The sequence below is a fragment of the Oceanibaculum indicum P24 genome (assembly GCF_000299935.1).
Taxonomy (GTDB): Bacteria; Pseudomonadota; Alphaproteobacteria; order Oceanibaculales; family Oceanibaculaceae; genus Oceanibaculum; species Oceanibaculum indicum.
Window position 1 is genome coordinate 69,891 of record NZ_AMRL01000005.1, and the last position, 16,853, is coordinate 86,743.

The window sequence follows — 16,853 nt, forward strand, 5'->3', positions numbered from 1 at the left end:
GCTCACTTCCCCTTGAAACGGGCGCACAGCGCCTCTGCCTGGCGCGCCAGTAGCGCCGCGTCATTGCCGAGCGCGACGAAGCCGAAGCCCTGGTCGATCCAGAACTTCGCATCTTCCTCGACCGGCGCCAGGATGCCGGCCGGCTTGCCGGCCTTTTTCAGCCGGGACAGCGCGCCGAGGATCGCCTCGCGCACCGCCGGGTTGCGGTTGTCGCCGAGATAGCCCAGCGCCGCCGACAGGTCGGCCGGGCCGATGAACACGCCATCCACGCCCTCGACCGCCGCGATTTCCTCCAGCGCGTCGAGGCCGGGCTTGGTCTCGACCTGCAGCAGCAGGCAAATCTCGGCATTGGCCTTTTTGTGATAGTCCTTGATCCGGCCATAGCGGCTGGCGCGCACGGATCCGGCGACGCCGCGCATGCCCTCGGGCGGATAGCGGCAGGCGGCGACCGCGGCGCGGGCCTGCTCGGCAGTCTCGATCATTGGCACCAGCAGGGTGCGCGCGCCGACATCCAGCACACGCTTGATAAACACCTGATCGTTCCAGGGCACGCGGATCACCGGCATGGTGGTCTGCTGATGTTCCATCGCCATCAGCTGGTGCATCAGATCGACGGGATCGTTCGGCGAATGCTCGGCATCCAGCACCAGCCAGTCATAGCCGGCCTCGGACAGGATATCGGCGACGATCGGGCTGCACAGCGCCGACCAGAAACCCAGCTGCAGCTTGCCCTCGGCAAGGTTCTTCTTGAATGCGTTGCGGGGCAGTTCCATCAGTGGATCTCCGGTTCCGGCGTCGGTTCGCCGGCTTCGAGAATGTCGAAGTCGCAGCCCTTGTCCGCCTGGGTGATGTGATTCTGGAAGATCGCGCCATAGCCGCGCTGGTAATGCGGCTTCGGCGGCGTCCAGGCCGCCTTGCGCTTCGCCAGCTCGTCCTCGGAGACCAGCAGGTTCAGCTTGCGCCCGGCCACGTCCAGCTCGATCAGGTCGCCATCCTGCACCAGCGCCAGCGGTCCGCCGACATGGCTCTCGGGCGCCACATGCAGCACGCAGGTGCCGTAGCTGGTACCGCTCATGCGCGCGTCGGAGATGCGCACCATGTCGCGCACGCCCTGCTTCAGCAGCTTCTGCGGGATCGGCAGCATGCCCCATTCCGGCATGCCCGGCCCGCCCTTCGGCCCGGCGCTCTGCAGCACCAGAACGGAATTCTCCGTGACATCGAGATTCACATCGTCGATGCGCCGCGCCATGTCGTTGTAATCCTTGAACACGACGGCAGGGCCGGTGTGTTTCCAGAATTTCGGGTCGGCGGCGGAATGCTTGATGACCGCCCCGTCCGGCGCCAGGCTGCCGCGCAAGACCGCGAGGCCGCCTTCCTTGCTCAGCGCATTGGCCCGCGGGCGGATTACATCGTCCTGGATGATGCGCGCGCCGGCCACATTGTCGCCCAGCGTGCGGCCGTTCACTGTCATGCAGTCGCGGTGCAGCCCGTCGCCCAGTTCCTCCAGCAGCGCGCGGATGCCACCGGCATAGTAGAAATCCTCCATGATGTACTTGCCGGAGGGCCGGATGTTCGCAAGGAACGGCGTGCGCCGGGAGATCGCGTCGAACCGGTCGAGGTCCAGCGGGATGCCGGCGCGCCGGGCCATCGCCACCAGATGCACGACGGAATTGGTCGAGCCGCCCATCGACACCACGGTGGCGATGGCGTTCTCAATGGCCTTCTCGGTCACGATCTCGGACGGCTTCAAATCTTCCCACACCATCTCCACGATGCGCCGGCCGGTGGCGGTGGCCATGCGGGCATGGTTGGAATCGGCCGCCGGGATCGAGGCGGAGCCGGGCAGGGTCAGCCCCATGGCCTCGGCCGCGCACATCATCGTCGCCGCCGTGCCCATGGTCATGCAGGTGCCGGGCGTGCGGGCGATGCCATCCTCGACACCTTCCCAGTCCTCCTGCGTGATGTTGCCGGCGCGCAGCTCCGCCCAGTATTTCCAGCTGTCCGAGCCGCTGCCCAGCACCGTGCCGTTCCAGTAGCCGCGCAGCATCGGCCCGGCCGGCATGAAGATCGCCGGCAGGTTCATCGACAGCGCGCCCATGATCAGCGCCGGTGTGGTCTTGTCGCAGCCGCCCATCAGCACCACGCCATCGGCGGGGTAGCCGCGCAGCAGCTCTTCCGTCTCCATCGCCAGCAGGTTGCGATAGAGCATGGTGGTCGGCTTCTGGAACGGTTCCGACAGCGAGATGGCGGGCAGCTCCATCGGGAAGCCGCCGGCCTGCCAGATGCCGCGCTTCACCTCCTCCACGCGCACCTTGAAGTGGCTGTGGCAGGGGTTGATGTCGTTCCAGGTGTTGACGATGGCGATGACCGGCTTGCCGGCCCAATCCTCCTTCGCGTAGCCCATCTGCTTGGCACGCGACCGGTGCCCGAAGGACCGCAGGTCATCGACGCCGAACCAGCGGTGGCTGCGAAGCTCTTCCGGCTTCTTTCTGGCTTTGCTGCTCATGGTGTCCCGTCAGCCTTTCTTCGCCGACGCCTTCAGCGCCGTGATGGTGGTGCGGGTGCTGATCTGTTCCGGATCGGTCCGCAGCTCGATAATCGCCGCCGTGCCGGATTTCACCGCCCGCTCGAAGGCCGGCATGAATTCCTCGGTCTTCGTGACGGTCTCGCCATGCGCGCCATGCGCCTTGGCCAGCATTGCATAGTCCGGGTTGGTCAGGTCGGTGGCGCTGCGCCGGTCGGGGTAGCGCTTCTCCTGATGCATGCGGATGGTGCCGTACATGTTGTTGTTGAACACCAGGATGATCGGCTTGGCGCCGTGATGCATCGCCGTCGCCAGCTCCTGGCCGGTCATGCCGAAACCGCCATCGCCGACGCAGGAGACCACGATGCGGTCCGGATGCGTGATCGAGGCGGCGACGCCCGCCGGCACGCTGTAGCCCATGGCACCGCTGGTCGGGCCGAGCAGGTGGCCGGGACGGCCGAAATGCAGGAAGCGCTGCGGCCAGCCGCTGAAATTGCCGGCATCGACGGTGACGATGGCGTTCTCCGGCAGCCGGTCGCGCAAGGCGAGCATGCACTTGCCAGCATCCAGCTTGTCACCCTTGTAGGGCTCGGGCTGGAACCACTCCAGGAATTCAGCGCGAGCACCCTTGGTCCAGTCGGCCCAGGCCGAACCGTCAACCGGCTTCATCGCCTTCAGGGCAGCGGCCAGTTCCGGCATGCCGGAGACGATGCCCAGCTCCGGCCGGAAGGTGCGGCCGATCTCGATGGGATCGACATGGGCATGCACCATGGTCTTTGCCGGTTCCGGCAGGCCCATCAGCGTATAGCCCTGGGTCGTCATCTCGCCGAGCCGCGCGCCGGCGACGATCAGCAGGTCGGCCTCCTTCACGCGCGCCAGCAGCTTCGGCCCGGTACCGGTGCCGAGATCGCCGACGAAGCCCGGATGCTTGGTGCTGACGACGTCCTGGCGGCGGAAGGAGCAGCAGACCGGGATGTTGTTAGCCTCGGCGAAGGCGCTGATGTCCGTCGCCGCCGCATCGCTCCAGCCGCTGCCGCCGACCAGAAGCATCGGCTTCTTCGCCTTGGCCAGCATGCCGCGCAGCGCCTCGATTTCGCCCGCACCCGGATGCGGGCGGGATGTCTGGTAGGGCCGGGCAGTGGGGGCCGAGACATGGTCGCGCAGCATGTCCTCCGGCAGCGCCACGATCACCGGGCCGGGACGGCCGGAGCTGGCGATGTGGAAGGCGCGGTGCATGATCTCCGGGATGCGCTCGGCATCGTCGATCTGCTCCACCCATTTCGCGATGGGGGCGAAGAAGCGGCGATAATCGATCTCCTGGAACGCTTCGCGGCCGAACTGGTCGCGGGCGACCTGGCCGATCAGCACCACCATCGGCGTGGAATCCTGCTGGGCGGTGTGAATGCCGATGGAGGCGTTGGTGGCGCCGGGGCCGCGCGTGACCATGCACACGCCGGGCTTGCCGGTCAGCTTGCCATAGGCCTCCGCCATGTTGGCCGCGCCGCCTTCCTGGCGGCAGGTGATGTATTTGATGGAAGGCACGTCCACAAGCGCGTCGAGCACTTCGAGATAGCTCTCGCCGGCAACGCCAAAGGCGTATTCGACGCCATGCAGCTTCAGGGCGTCGACAATAAGCTGCCCGCCCGTGCGGGTATTCTGCTGGCCGGTCACGGACCGTTCCTCCCTAGTTTGCGGCTGTACGCGGTTAGATCCGCCGTCTTTTATAGACGCGGGGAAACCGCGCGCGAAGATACTCCAAGTTTTCGAGGAACCCTCTCTGGTTGTCAACAAAACTGACAGCAAGCGGGTGCGGCTTTTCGCCTTTCGATGTGCCCTGCAGTTTGCGCCAAATGCCCATGATTCACCTTGGGGCCGTCACTTTTGCGTCAAGAAGTGACGGCAAGAATCGACGCTGTAATGGTGGATTTTGTCAGATATAGCACCCTCCTGCCGCGGCCCCTGGCGCGCCGTCTGGCAACCGGACTGCGGCTGGTCGCTGCCTTTGTCACGGCGGTGGCGCTGCTTGCCGGCGGCTGGCTGTTGTGGCTGTCGCAGCAGGATGAACTCGACTCCCTGCCGCGGGCCGACGGGCGTTTGATCTTCGAGCAGGAACACCAGTCCGTCTCCGGTGCCCGCATTGACCGGCACATCCTGTTCCGGGACGCCCGGCTGGGCCGGATCGGCGTGACCATCAGCATGCCCCAGGCCATCACCGGGGAGGCGATGCCGGTGGTTGTCGTGCTGGGCTCCTCATGGGAAGGGCGGGACAATATCGCGCCGTTCGGCGATATGGGCCGTACGGTGATGATCGGCTATGACTGGCCGTTCTCCCGGCAGGCATTCGATGGCGATGCGCTGGCGGCATTGACGCCGGACATGCGCCGCCGCGCACTTGGCGTGCCGGGGCAGGTACGTGCCGTGCTCGACTGGCTGGATGGTCAGAGTTGGGCCGACACCAGCCGGGTCAGCCTGGTCGGCTATTCTCAGGGAGCGGTCATTGCGCCCAGCGTGCAGCGTATGTTGCAGGAGGGCGGCCATAGTGTCGGCTGGACCGTGCTCATCAATGGCGGTGCCGGCCTTGGCACCATGATCGCGGACACGACCGCCCTGCATCCGGCCTGGGCGCGGCCTTTCCTCGGCCTGACGGCGGACAGGCTGCTGGAGCCGATTGAGCCGGCAGCGCATCTGCCGCATCTCGACGGACAGTTCCTGATGCTGTCCTGGGACGGCTCCGGCCTGCCGGCGCAGGCGGTTGCGGATTTCCAGGCGCTTGCGCCCAAGGACAAGAGCCTCGTGACGGTCCCTGAGACCGGTCGGGCGGAACGGCTTGCCCGCTCGCTTTCGATGGCGCGCGACTGGCTGACGGCGCAGCAGGCAATCGTTCCTGAAGGCGCCGGCATCGAAAACAACCTGTCCAGCGATCGGACCGCGCCAGCCCGGCCGGAAATCGCCTCCTCAGGGGTCAAGCCCATCAAGGTTGTTCCGGTCGCGGTGCAGGAGTAGAAAGGCGCGCATAGCGCTTGAGGACGATCTTGAATCTGCTGTTCATTACCTCCAATCGGGTTGGCGATGCGATCCTGTCGATGGGGCTGCTGTCGGCGCTGTCGGCGCGTTACCCGAAGGCAAGGATCACCGTCGCCTGCGGCTCGCTGCCGGCCCCGCTGTTTGCACATCATCCGGGCGTTGTCCGCGTGCTGCCGGTGGTCAAGCGACGCCACGGGCTGCACTGGCTGAAACTGTGGCGCCAGGTCGCCGGCACTTTCTGGTACATGGCGGTCGATCTGCGCAATTCGGTGATCGGCTATCTGCTGCCGCGCCTCTGGCTCATCCGGCTGGGCCGCCACCGCCCCGACCGCCATGTGGTGGAGGAAGAGGCCGCGCTGATCGGCGAAGCGGTGCCAACGCCGCCTCGGCTTTATCTCTCCACCGCGCATCAGGAGGCGGCTGCCGCCATCCTGCCGGCTGACCAGCCTGTGCTGGCGCTGGGGCCGGCGGCCAACTGGGCCGGCAAGCAATGGCCGGTGGACCGTTTCATCGACCTTGCAAAGCGGCTGACCGCGCCGGGCGCGCCGCTGCAGGGGGCCGCCATTCTGGTGACCGCCGCCGCGCATGAACGGGATGTCGCCCAGCCGGTGCTGGATGCCTTTGCCGACCAGCAGACTATCGATTTCATTGGTGCCGATCTGCCCTCCACTGCCGCCGCGCTGGCGCGCTGCCGGCTCTATATCGGCAATGATTCCGGCCTGATGCACATGTCGGCTGCCGTCGGCACGCCGACGCTGGGGCTGTTCGGTCCGACCGACGACCGCCGCTACCGCCCGTGGGGCGAGCAGTGCGATTTCGTGCGCGCGCCGCAGGGCTGGCGCGAGCTTATTGCCGCCGTGGACAGTGGCGCCGTGCCCGGCGACCGTCTGATGGACGGCGTGACGGTGGAGATGGCCCAGGACGCCGCCGAGCGTTTGTTGGCGCGGACGGGACAAGCTGATGGCTGACGTGGTGGCAGCCGACGGGAAGGTCGCCATCATCCAGCCGCTGCCCGGCGTCGGCGACATGGTATGGCACCTGCCGCACATCCACGCGCTGGCCGAGGCACAGCCGGAAGGCGCTGTCGCCGTGATCACCAAGCCGCGCTCCCGCGCCGACCAGCTGTTCGCCGCAGACCCCGCCGTATCCGAGGTTATCTGGCTCGACCGGGCGCAGGATGGTAATGGCGGCGCGCATGACGGCGTGCTGGGCGTCCTGCGCCTCGCGCGCCTGCTGCGGTCCCAACATTTTCGCCGGGTGTATGTGCTGCACCATAGCTGGCGCTATGCCTGCGCCGCCTGGCTGGCCGGCATTCCCGAACGGTTCGGCTATGGCATGGGGCGGCAGCGCCGTTTCCTCAATCGGGTACCGTTCCTGCCGGAGGCGATGCGCCGCGATCATCCGCTCGACCTCGCCACCGCATGGCTGAAGGCGGCGGGCATCGCGCAGCCGGAACAGGAGCCGCTTCTGCGCCTCGATCCGGCGGCGGTGGCGCAGGCGCAGGCCGCCTATGCCGACCGTCCCCGGCCGTGGATCGCCCTCGGCCTTGGCAGTTCGGAGCCCTACAAGCAATGGGGCGCGGAGCGCTATGCGGCGCTGGCCGCCGCCCTTTCCGAAGCGGGCTGGGGGACTTTCTTCCTGCTGGGCGGGCCAGACGAAAAGCCGTTCCTGCCGGCGATCCGCGCGGCGCTGGGCGATGACCCTGGCCGGCTGGTCCAGAGTTTCGACATGAAGATGGGCGAGATTCTCGCCTTCCTGGGCGCGATGGACCTCTATGTCGGCAATGACACCAGCTTCCTGAATCTCGCCGCTGCGTCCGGCGTGCCGGCCATCGGCCTGTTCGGCGCGACGCCGCCGCTGACTCACAGCACCGCCATCACCGCCCTCCTGCCGCCCGATGGTGTGCCCGACAAGGCAGACGGCATGATGCGGATCACGGTCGAGGCGGTCATGGAAGCCGTCGCCGCGCACAAGGCCAAGAGTAATGGCTGAATCGAGCCGCTATCGCTGCATCGCCGTCTATAGCGGCGGGGAGATCATCGGCGATGGCGTTTACAAGCTGTCCTTCCTGCGCGCGCTGCGCAGCGCCTTCCCCGATGCGGTGATCGACTGGGTGTGTCCCGGCCCCACTGTCTATGCCGACCGCATCGCGCCGCTGACCGTGGGTCTGCTGGACCATGTCCATGCCAATATCCCGCTCGGCCAGAACAAGGCTGACCTGTTCCGCCCGTTGCCGATTGACGGCGGCTATGACCTTGTCTTTGACACGCAGCAGGTGGTGTGGCGTAGCCTGTGCGCCCGCCGGCTGAAGGCGCGCGACGGTATCTTCCTGTCGGGGGCGGCCCGGTTCTGGCTGTCCGGCATCCGGCCGCCGAAGGGGTATCAGCGACCGCGTCATATCCTGACGCGGTTCTTCGACATGATCGAGATGGCGGCCGGCCGTCGCCCGGCGCTGGACCGGGCGCTGCCGCTGCCAGCCGACCTGCTGGACAAGGCGCGGCAACAGCTGCCCGATGGTCCTGCCTATGTCGGATTCGCGCCGGGGGCGGGCGAGGCGCGCAAGCGCTGGCCGCTGGAACGCTTCATCGAGATCGCGCGGCTTCAGGCGAAGCGTGGCCGGGTGCCGGTCTTCATCCTGGGGCCGGCGGAAGCGGCGGAGTTGCTGGATATCCGTGCGGCGGTACCGACCGCCCTGTTCCCGGAGCAGGATACGGAATTGTGGGGCGACGGGTTCAACCCGATGCGCAGCATGGCGATCGGCACGCGGCTGGCCGGTGCGCTGAGCAATGACAGCGGCGTCAGTCACATGCTGGCCGCTGCGGACACGCCGCTGGTGGTACTGTACGGCCATACCAGCGCGGAGAAATTCGGCCCGGTGACGCGGCGCTCGATCTTCCTGCAGGCCAGCGCCTATGGCGAACCGGTCATCGGCTCGATTCCGGTCGAGGCGGTGGACGACGCGCTGGAGACGCTGCTGGCCTAAGCAGCCTGCCGCAGATACAGCGCGCCAGCGACGGCGACCGCCAGCCAGCCGAGGATCAGGCTGCCGCCGCCCAGCGGCGCCGACATCGGAAACAGCCCGCTGCCGGTCCAGGCCAGCTTGTACAGGCTGCCGCAGAACAGCACCGTGCCCAGCACGAACAGCGCCATGCCGGCGCTCAGCGCGGTTCGCGGCAGGCCCGGCTCCAGCTTCAGCAGGGCGAGCGACAGCGCCAGCAGCGCCACCGCGTGCAGCCCCTGATAACGCCAGGCCGTATCGAACCAGGCTTTTGCCTGCCCCTCCCCGGCGAAGGCATGGGCGCCGATGGCCCCCAGCGCCACCAGCACGGCGCCGTTCAGTCCGGTAAAGATCAGCCAGCCCGCCATTTTCCCGCTCCCTTTTCCGTCCGCAACTATCGCCGCCTGTCAAATGCCACGGTACAGTAGGGCAAAACCGGATGGAGACGGCAAGGTGACACACCCCGGCGACGATATGTACGACACGCTGCGTGGCTTTCTGGATACTGAGCGGCGGGCGCAGCGGGATTTCCTGGCGGCGCTGGTGCGCGTGCCGTCCGACAATCCGACGGGCGATTGCGCGCCGCATGCGGAAGCGGCGGCAAAGCTGCTGGAAGAGATGGGCTTTACGGTGGAACGCCATCCGGTGCCCGCCGAACTGTGCGCTGCGAACGGCATGATCTCCGCCACCAATCTGGTGATCCGCAAACGCTTCGGCAGCGGGCAGGGGCCGGTGATCGCGCTGAACGCGCATGGCGATGTGGTCGCGCCCGGTGAGGGGTGGAGCACCGATCCCTATGGTGCCGCGATCATCGACGGCGTGATGTACGGGCGCGGCGTGGCGGTCTCGAAATCCGACTTCGCCACCTACGCCTATGCGCTGAAGGCGCTAGAAGGTCTTGAGTCGGAAGGCGCTGCGCTGGACGGTACCGTCGAACTGCACCTGACCTATGATGAGGAGGTCGGCGGCGCCATCGGCCCGCAATGGCTGCTGGACACCGGCATCAGCAAGCCGGACCTCGCGATTTCCGCCGGTTTCGCCTATCAGGTCGTGACAGCGCATAATGGCTGCCTGCATCTGGAGGTGACGGTCAACGGCCGGTCGGCGCATGCCGCGAAGCCGGAGACAGGGCATGACGCGCTGGAGGCGGCGACGGCGATCTTAACCATGCTCTACGGCCTGCGCGACGGGCTGAAGGCAACGCGCTCTGCCGTACCCGGCATCGATCACCCGACGCTGGTGGTCGGGCTGATCGCCGGTGGCATCAACACCAATGTGGTGCCGGACAAGGTGGTCCTGCGGCTCGACCGACGGCTGATCCCGGAGGAGGATGCCGCCGTCGTGGAGGCCGCCTTGCGCCTCGCCATCGAGGATGCCGTCGAGGCGCTGCCGGGCATTTCCGTCGCGATCCACCGGCTGCTGCTGGCGACGCCACTGGGACCGCTGCCCGGCGTGGAACGGCTGACCGGCCCGCTCTCCCGTCATGCCAGCGCCGTATTGGGTGAGGAGATCGGCACCGGCGGCCTGCAGATATACACCGATGCCCGCCACTATATGGCGGCGGGCGTGCCGACCGTGCTGTATGGCGCCGGGCCGCGCAGCATCCTGGAAGCCAACGGCCACCGCGCCGACGAAAGGCTGGTGCTGGCCGACCTCGACAAGGCGACGCTGGTTGTCGCCGCCACGCTGGCGGAACTGCTGAGGGGTGGCGGGGAGGGTGGTGATAATTGAAATGTCCCCCTCACCCAGCTCCGCCGAATTCGCTTCGCTCATAAGGCTCCGCAACCCTCTCCCGCGTTGGGGAGAGGGAAGGAAAGGGCGCCCAGAAAACCCTCTCCCCTTGCGGGAGAGGGTGGTGAGCGATAGCGAGCCGGGTGAGGGGGAAACTCCCCCTAAAACTGCCCCTCGTCGAGCGCCAGCGTGCTGCGGCCACCCTCGACCATGGCGGCCAGCAGGCCGGTCGCCTGCGGCAGATAATGTTCGGCATAGAAGCGTGCGGTGACCAGCTTGGCCTCGAGGAAGGACGCATCCTCGCCGCCGGACGACAGCCCGTCGAGCGCCGCCAGCGCGCCGCGCGCCACCATCCAGCCGCCGATGACGATGCCGCTGAGCTTCAGGTAATAGGCGGCCCCTGCCAGCGCCAGCGAACGGTCCTCCGGGAAGGTCGCCATCAGCCAGCCGGTGGCGAGTTCCAGCGCGTCGATGCCATCCTCCAGCGCGCGGGCAACCACCTCCATGTCATCGCCCGGCTGTTGCCGCAGCACATCGAGCGTGCCGGCCATCTCGGCGATCAGCTCATGCATCGAGGCGGCCTCGTCGCGCACGATCTTGCGGCCGACAAGGTCGTTCGCCTGGATGCCGTTGGTGCCCTCATAGATCGGCAGGATGCGCGCATCGCGGTAATGCTGCGCCGCCCCGGTCTCCTCGATGAAGCCCATACCGCCATGCACCTGCACGCCGGTCGAGGCGATCTCGATGCCAAGGTCGGTGCACCAGCCCTTCACGATGGGCGTCAGCAGGTCGATCAGCCGCTGCGCGCGGGCGCGCTGTGCGTTTTCGGGGTTCCGCTTGGAATGATCCAGCGCCCAGGCGGCGAGGTAGGACAGGCCGCGCATTGCCTCGATGCCTGATTTCATGCCCATCAGCATGCGCCGCACATCGGGATGCCGGATGATGGCCACAGGGCCAGCGGAGCCATTGGCATCGCGCGACTGGATGCGGGTCTTCGCGTAATCGAGCGCCTGCTGGTAGGCGCGCTCGGCGATGGACAGGCCCTGCGTGCCGACCGCGAGGCGGGCATTGTTCATCATGGTGAACATGCATTCCATGCCACGATTCTCGCCGCCGACCAGATAGCCGATGGCCCCGCCATTATCGCCATAGGCCATCACGCAGGTCGGGCTGGCATTGATGCCCAGCTTGTGTTCCAGCGAGACGGGACGGAGGTCGTTGCGCTCCCCCAGGCTGCCATCCGGGTTCACCAGGAATTTCGGCACCAGGAACAGGCTGATGCCCTTGGTGCCCTCCGGCGCATCGGGCAGGCGGGCCAGCACCATGTGGATGACATTTTCCGTCCAGTCATGGTCGCCATAGGTGATGTAGATCTTCTGGCCGGTGATCCGGTAATGGCTCCCTTCCGGCACCGCACGGGTCTTCACCGCCCCGACATCGGAGCCGGCCTGCGGCTCGGTCAGATTCATCGTGCCGGTCCAGTCGCCCGCGATCATGCGTGGCAGGTAGAGCGATTTCTGCTCCGCCGTGCCGTGGGCGTGCAGCAGTTCGATAGCGCCCTGTGTCAGCAGCGGGCACAGGCCGAAGGACATGTTGGCCGACTGCCACATCTCCGCCAGCGCCTGCTGCACCAGCCAGGGCAGGCCTTGCCCGCCATAATCGGGATCGAAGGGCACGCCGTTCCAGCCGCCTTGCGTGAACTGGCCATAGGCCGCCTTGAAGCCGTCGGGCGTGCGCACCACGCCATTCTCGATCCGGCTGCCCGCCCGGTCGCCCGGCGCGTTCAGCGGCGCAAGCACATCGCGCGCCAGCTTGTTGGCCTCCTCCAGCACCTGTTCGACCAGCGCCGGCTCCGCCGCCTCATAGCCCGGCAGGGAGGATACCCCCTTCAGGTCGAGCACGCGGTTCAGGACGAACGCCATGTCCTTCAAGGGCGCTGAATAGGCGGTCATGCGGCGGGACTCCCTGACGGCTGTTTTGCGTCATCTGACGGGCAAGCCGGCGGGATTGTCAATGCAGCACCGCACCTGTCATTCCCGGCCCCAAGCCCACTGGGTGCCGGGAATCCAGGGTTCAGCTCACTCGACCAATGATCCAGCAGGTTGACGCCTGGACCCCCGCAACAAGTGCGGGGGTGACGGTCGGAGTGGGTGGTGGCCTACAGCACCTTGCCGGGGTTCATGATGCCCTTGGGGTCGATCAGGCCCTTGATCTTGCGCATCAGCTCCATCTCGGTCTGGCTCTTGTAGCGGGTGATCTCCTCGCGCTTCAGCCGGCCGAGGCCGTGCTCGGCGGAGATGCTGCCGCCCATATCGTGCACGATGTCGTGGACGATCTCGTTGATCTCCTCCCAGCGCGCCAGGAAGGCCTGATTGTCGCCGCCCTTCGGCACCGACAAATTGTAGTGGATGTTGCCGTCGCCGACATGGCCGAAGCCGACCACGCGGATGCCGGGCACCGCCTTCGCAACCGCCTCGTCGGCGCGGCGCAGGAATTCCGGCACGCGGCTGACCGGCACCGAGACATCGTGCTTGATCGACGCCCCCTCCGGCTTCTGCGCCTCGGAGACGGTCTCGCGCAGCTTCCACATGGCGTTCGCCTGCGCCTGGTTCTGCGCGATGGCGGCGTCCAACACGAGGCCATCCTCCGCCGCCTTTTCCAGCAGGTTCTGCAGCTTTTCGGCGAGGCCGTCATCCTCCGGCGAAGTCGAGCTGAGTTCCAGCAGCACATGCCAGTCGTAACGCTGCGGCAGCGGATCGACCGTATCGGCGATGTGCGCCAGCACGAAGTCGAAGCAGATGCGCGGCATCAGCTCGAAGCTGGTCACACCGTCGGCGCTGGCGGCGCGGGCGCGGGCCAGCAGCTCGATGGCGGCGTCCGGGCCGGAAATCGCGACCATCGCCGTCTCGCGCCGTGTCGGCTTCGGGAACAGTTTCAGCACCGCCGCGGTGACGATGCCCAGCGTGCCCTCGGCGCCGACGAACAGATGCTTCAGATCGTAGCCGGTATTGTCCTTGCGCAACCCGCGCAGCCCTTCCCATACCGTGCCGTCGGGTAGCGCAACCTCCAGCCCCAGCACCAGCTCTCGCGTGTTGCCGTAGCGCAGCACATTCACCCCGCCGGCATTGGTGGAGAGGTTGCCGCCGATCATGCAGCTGCCCTCGGCGGCGAGGCTGAGCGGAAAGAAGCGGTCATTCTCTTCCGCGATGCGCTGCAAATCGGCCAGCACGCAGCCGGCCTCCACGGTCATGGTGTAGTTCATGCGGTCGATGGCGCGCACGCGGTTCATGCGGGCGAGCGACAGGATGATGCCGTCGAAATCCTCATAGGGGACGGAGCCGCCGACCAGCGAGGTGTTGCCGCCCTGCGGCACGATGGGGATGCCGGCCTCGGCGCACAGCTTCACCACCTCGGCCACTTCCGCCGTGTCCGCCGGCTTCACCACGGCGCGCGCCTGGCCGCGCCACAGCCCGCGCCATTCCACCAGATGCGGCTCCATCGCGTCGGCGGCGGTGATGTAGCCCTTGTCGCCGACCAGCGCGCGGATGCGTTGCAGCGTGTCGTCGATGACGGTTTCGGCCAGCGCCTTCATGGCGGTCAACTCCCTTGGGGTCGCGTTTTCCTCTGGTCCCATGTTACCCGCCAGTTTGGCAGGAACAAGGCCGCTCAGCGCGGGGAGGGGCCGTTGGGGCGGCATAGGTCATTCGCGCCCCCCGACCGGCTGCCGTTGCTGCATATTCTCACTCCGTTGGTCACCCCCACCCCAACCCTCCCCCGTCGAGGGGGAGGGAGAAGAGAGGCAGCATCCTTAGTTCCCTCCCCTCTTGCGGGGGAGGGTCAGGGAGGGGGGGTATCTTGAGGGGGGAGAAAAAAGGGGGCTATCGCGGGGCTGCCGCGCGGCGCAGGCGGTCGTTGATGGCAAGGCCGAGGCCGGCCTCATGTACCGGCATGACGGCGATGCCGGCCAGCCCCGGTCGGTCCAGTGCCCGCAGCAGGGCGAACAAATTGGCGGCGGCCTCTTCGAGGTTGCCAGTCTCGCTCAGATTCAGCGTGATGGCAGCCCCTGGCAGCGCCGGGCCGAAGGCCAGCAGCGCCTCGCCGGGCCGCACATCGGCCGCGTTCAGCCGTACCGGCAGGGCAGGGGCGTAATGGCTGGCAAGCTGGCCGGGAGAGGTCGGCGCGTCAGGATCGCTTTCGGGGGTAATGACGGGACCGGCCACCTGCTCCAGCGCTTCCAGCGTCACCCCGCCGGGGCGCAGCAGCACGGGCCGGTCACCGGTTGCATCGACCACGGTGGATTCGAGGCCGATGGCGCAGGGTCCGCCATCCAGCACCAGCGCCAGCCGGCCCGCCAGCCCCTCGGCGACATGCTCGGCACTGGTCGGGCTGACCCGGCCCGACGGGTTGGCGCTGGGCGCGACCACCGGGCGGCCAGTGGCTTCCAGCAGCCGCTTTGCCACCGGATGGGCCGGCACGCGCAAGGCGATGGTATCAAGACCGGCGCAGGCCAGATGCGAGACCGGGCAGTCCGGCCGGCGCTTCAGCACCATGGTCAGCGGCCCCGGCCAGAAGGCGGCGGCCAGCTTTTCCGCGAGCGGTGTGAACAGCGCCAGTTCCCGCGCGTGGGCCACATCGGGCAGGTGCGAGATCAGCGGGTTGAAGCTGGGCCGGCCCTTGGCGGCGAAGATGGCGGCCACCGCGCGGTCGTCGGTCGCATCGCCGCCCAGCCCATAGACCGTCTCGGTCGGGAAGGCGACCAGCTGGCCCGCGCGCAGCAGTGCAGCCGCCTCGTCGATGGCGGCGTCGGTCGCGGGCAGGATGCGCACAGCTTCTGTCATGGCCGCGAAGCCATGGCGCAGGGCGGCGGCGGCGTCAAGAGCGCGCCTTGTTATCCGCTGCTTTGCAGTGCAACATGAGCACACTCGACAGCCAGCGGGAGAAGGCCATGAGCGCACGCATCATCACCATCGCGCAGCAGAAGGGCGGGGCCGGCAAGACCACGCTCGCCGCCCATCTGGCGGTGGCCTGGGCGAAGGCCGGGCGCAGCGTGGCGCTGCTCGATATCGACCCGCAGGCCAGCATCACCGCCTGGGCGGATATCCGCCGTGCGCTGCCCGATGCGCCGGAGCAGCCGGATATCCGCGCGCTGACCGGCTGGCGCGTCGCCGGCGAGGTGGACAAGCTGAAGAAGCAGTTCGACGTGCTGGTGATCGACAGCCCGCCGCACGCCGAGACAGAGGCACGCGTCGCGGTGCGAGTCGCCGACCTGGTGGTGGTGCCGGTACAGCCCAGCCCGATGGATCTGTGGGCGACGCAGGCCACGCTCGACCTCGCCAGGCAGGAAAAGACCGATGTGCTGCTGGTGCTGAACCGGGTGCCGCCGCGCGCCAACCTGGCCGATGTCATGGAACAGGCGGCGGCGAAGCTGGGCGTGAAGCTGGCAAAGACGCGGCTGGGCAACCGGGTGGCGCTGGCGGCGGCCCTGCTGGACGGCAAGGGCATTGCGGAGACGGCACCGTCCAGCGTTGCCGGTCGGGAAATCGCCGCGCTGGCCAAGGAAATCTACAAGGCCGCCAAGAACTAGGGTCTTCAGGCGGGGGCTACATGAACAGCCGCTCGCCCTCCATCCCCTTGTACATATCGGCCACGAAATCGGCATAGCCGTTATAGAGCAGGGTCGGCACGCGGGTGTCCGGGCCCAGCAGCCGCTCGGTGGCCTGGCTCCAGCGCGGATGCGGCACTTCCGGGTTCACATTCGCCCAGAAGCCATATTCGCGGCCCTGGATTTCCTCCCAGAAACCCTTGGGACGCTCATCCGTGAAGGTGAAGCGGACGATGGATTTCAGCTGCTTGAAGCCGTATTTCCACGGTGTGATCAGGCGGATCGGCGCGCCATTCTGCGCCGGAATCGGCTGGCCATAGATGCCGGTCGCCATCAGCGTCAGCTCGTTGGTGGCCTCGGCCATGGTCAGCCCCTCGACATAGGGCCAGGGGTACCAGCTCTGCTTCTGGCCGGGCGCGATGGACGGGTCCTTGAAGGTCTCCATCCGCACATATTTCGCACCCGACAGCGGCCTGGCGATCTCCACCAGCCGACGCATCGGAAAGCCGGTCCAGGGCACGGTCATCGCCCAGGCCTCGACGCAGCGGAAGCGATAGACGCGTTCCTCCAGCTTCACCATCGCCAGCAGATCGTCGATGGCGATCTGCTGTTCCTTTTCCACCATGCCGTCCAGCGTCACGGTCCAGGGGCGGATCGGCAGGCTCTGCGCCGCGCGCCAGATATTCTTGTGCGAGCCGAACTCGTAATAATTGTTGTAGGTGGTGGCCAGCTCCTCCGCCGTCATCTCGCGGTCCACGCGGTAGCGCAGATTGCGCATGGCAGGATAGAGCGAGGCGGACGGGTCCTTCATCGGCGCAGCCTCGCTGCCGCAGGCGGTCAGCCCCGGCATGGCGGCGAGGATGGAGCCGGCGGCGAGACCCTTCATCAGCCGGCGGCGGTCGCGGAACAGGGCTTCCGGCGTTGCCGCCGATTCCGGCAGCTCCCAGCCCTTCTTGCGTTTGATCAGCATGGTT

At 67.3% G+C, this 16,853-nt stretch carries 14 protein-coding genes; 6 read left to right on the forward strand and 8 right to left on the reverse strand.

The annotated features are described in order from the left end of the window. Positions 1-2: 2 nt before the first annotated feature. From P24_RS05905 to P24_RS05915, 3 genes are read right to left on the reverse strand one after another with little or no spacing between them, the layout of a single operon-like run. The gene (locus P24_RS05905) at positions 3-773 is read right to left on the reverse strand and encodes an HpcH/HpaI aldolase family protein (protein ID WP_008943786.1); all 771 of its coding nucleotides are present in this window, start codon (positions 771-773) and stop codon (positions 3-5) included. Then, on the reverse strand, positions 773-2,506 hold the full coding sequence (gene araD, locus P24_RS05910) for an L-arabinonate dehydratase (protein ID WP_008943787.1): 1,734 nt from the start codon (positions 2,504-2,506) through the stop codon (positions 773-775). The genes P24_RS05905 and araD overlap by 1 nt, the downstream gene beginning before the upstream one ends. A gap of 9 nt (positions 2,507-2,515) precedes the next feature. Beyond that, positions 2,516-4,195, reverse strand: a complete 1,680-nt coding sequence (locus P24_RS05915) for a thiamine pyrophosphate-binding protein (protein WP_008943788.1) — start codon at positions 4,193-4,195, stop codon at positions 2,516-2,518. Positions 4,196-4,441: 246 nt separating this feature from the next. Between P24_RS05915 and P24_RS05920 the strand changes: the two genes are divergently transcribed. From P24_RS05920 to P24_RS05935, 4 genes are read left to right on the forward strand one after another with little or no spacing between them, the layout of a single operon-like run. Next, positions 4,442-5,527, forward strand: a complete 1,086-nt coding sequence (locus P24_RS05920; protein WP_008943789.1) for an alpha/beta hydrolase family protein — start codon at positions 4,442-4,444, stop codon at positions 5,525-5,527. A gap of 29 nt (positions 5,528-5,556) precedes the next feature. After that, positions 5,557-6,516, forward strand: coding sequence for a glycosyltransferase family 9 protein (locus P24_RS05925; RefSeq protein ID WP_008943790.1), 960 nt, complete (start codon positions 5,557-5,559; stop codon positions 6,514-6,516). Next, complete coding sequence (locus tag P24_RS05930) at positions 6,509-7,540, forward strand: glycosyltransferase family 9 protein (RefSeq protein ID WP_008943791.1); 1,032 nt, start codon at positions 6,509-6,511, stop codon at positions 7,538-7,540. The genes P24_RS05925 and P24_RS05930 overlap by 8 nt, the downstream gene beginning before the upstream one ends. Further along, positions 7,533-8,531, forward strand: coding sequence for a glycosyltransferase family 9 protein (locus P24_RS05935; protein ID WP_008943792.1), 999 nt, complete (start codon positions 7,533-7,535; stop codon positions 8,529-8,531). Before P24_RS05930 ends, P24_RS05935 begins: the two co-directional genes overlap by 8 nt. Here the strand turns inward: P24_RS05935 and P24_RS05940 are convergent. Beyond that, the gene (locus tag P24_RS05940) at positions 8,528-8,914 is read right to left on the reverse strand and encodes a DUF423 domain-containing protein (RefSeq protein WP_008943793.1); all 387 of its coding nucleotides are present in this window, start codon (positions 8,912-8,914) and stop codon (positions 8,528-8,530) included. The genes P24_RS05935 and P24_RS05940 overlap by 4 nt on opposite strands. A gap of 85 nt (positions 8,915-8,999) precedes the next feature. Between P24_RS05940 and P24_RS05945 the strand changes: the two genes are divergently transcribed. Beyond that, complete coding sequence (locus P24_RS05945; RefSeq protein WP_456319853.1) at positions 9,000-10,277, forward strand: M20/M25/M40 family metallo-hydrolase; 1,278 nt, start codon at positions 9,000-9,002, stop codon at positions 10,275-10,277. Between the two features lie 161 nt (positions 10,278-10,438). Here P24_RS05945 and P24_RS05950 read toward each other — a convergent pair whose 3' ends face one another. From P24_RS05950 to P24_RS05960, 3 genes are all read right to left on the reverse strand, one after another. After that, positions 10,439-12,229, reverse strand: a complete 1,791-nt coding sequence (locus tag P24_RS05950; RefSeq protein ID WP_008943795.1) for an acyl-CoA dehydrogenase — start codon at positions 12,227-12,229, stop codon at positions 10,439-10,441. 206 nt (positions 12,230-12,435) lie between these two features. Next, positions 12,436-13,869, reverse strand: coding sequence for an FAD-binding oxidoreductase (locus tag P24_RS05955; RefSeq protein WP_008943796.1), 1,434 nt, complete (start codon positions 13,867-13,869; stop codon positions 12,436-12,438). A 286-nt stretch (positions 13,870-14,155) separates the two neighbouring features. Further along, on the reverse strand, positions 14,156-15,115 hold the full coding sequence (locus P24_RS05960) for an L-threonylcarbamoyladenylate synthase (protein ID WP_008943797.1): 960 nt from the start codon (positions 15,113-15,115) through the stop codon (positions 14,156-14,158). Positions 15,116-15,222: 107 nt separating this feature from the next. Between P24_RS05960 and parA the strand changes: the two genes are divergently transcribed. Continuing rightward, the gene (gene parA, locus P24_RS05965; RefSeq protein WP_008943798.1) at positions 15,223-15,861 is read left to right on the forward strand and encodes a ParA family partition ATPase; all 639 of its coding nucleotides are present in this window, start codon (positions 15,223-15,225) and stop codon (positions 15,859-15,861) included. 16 nt (positions 15,862-15,877) lie between these two features. Here the strand turns inward: parA and msrP are convergent, their stop codons facing one another. Continuing rightward, on the reverse strand, positions 15,878-16,849 hold the full coding sequence (msrP, locus tag P24_RS05970; protein ID WP_008943799.1) for a protein-methionine-sulfoxide reductase catalytic subunit MsrP: 972 nt from the start codon (positions 16,847-16,849) through the stop codon (positions 15,878-15,880). Positions 16,850-16,853 lie beyond the last annotated feature (4 nt).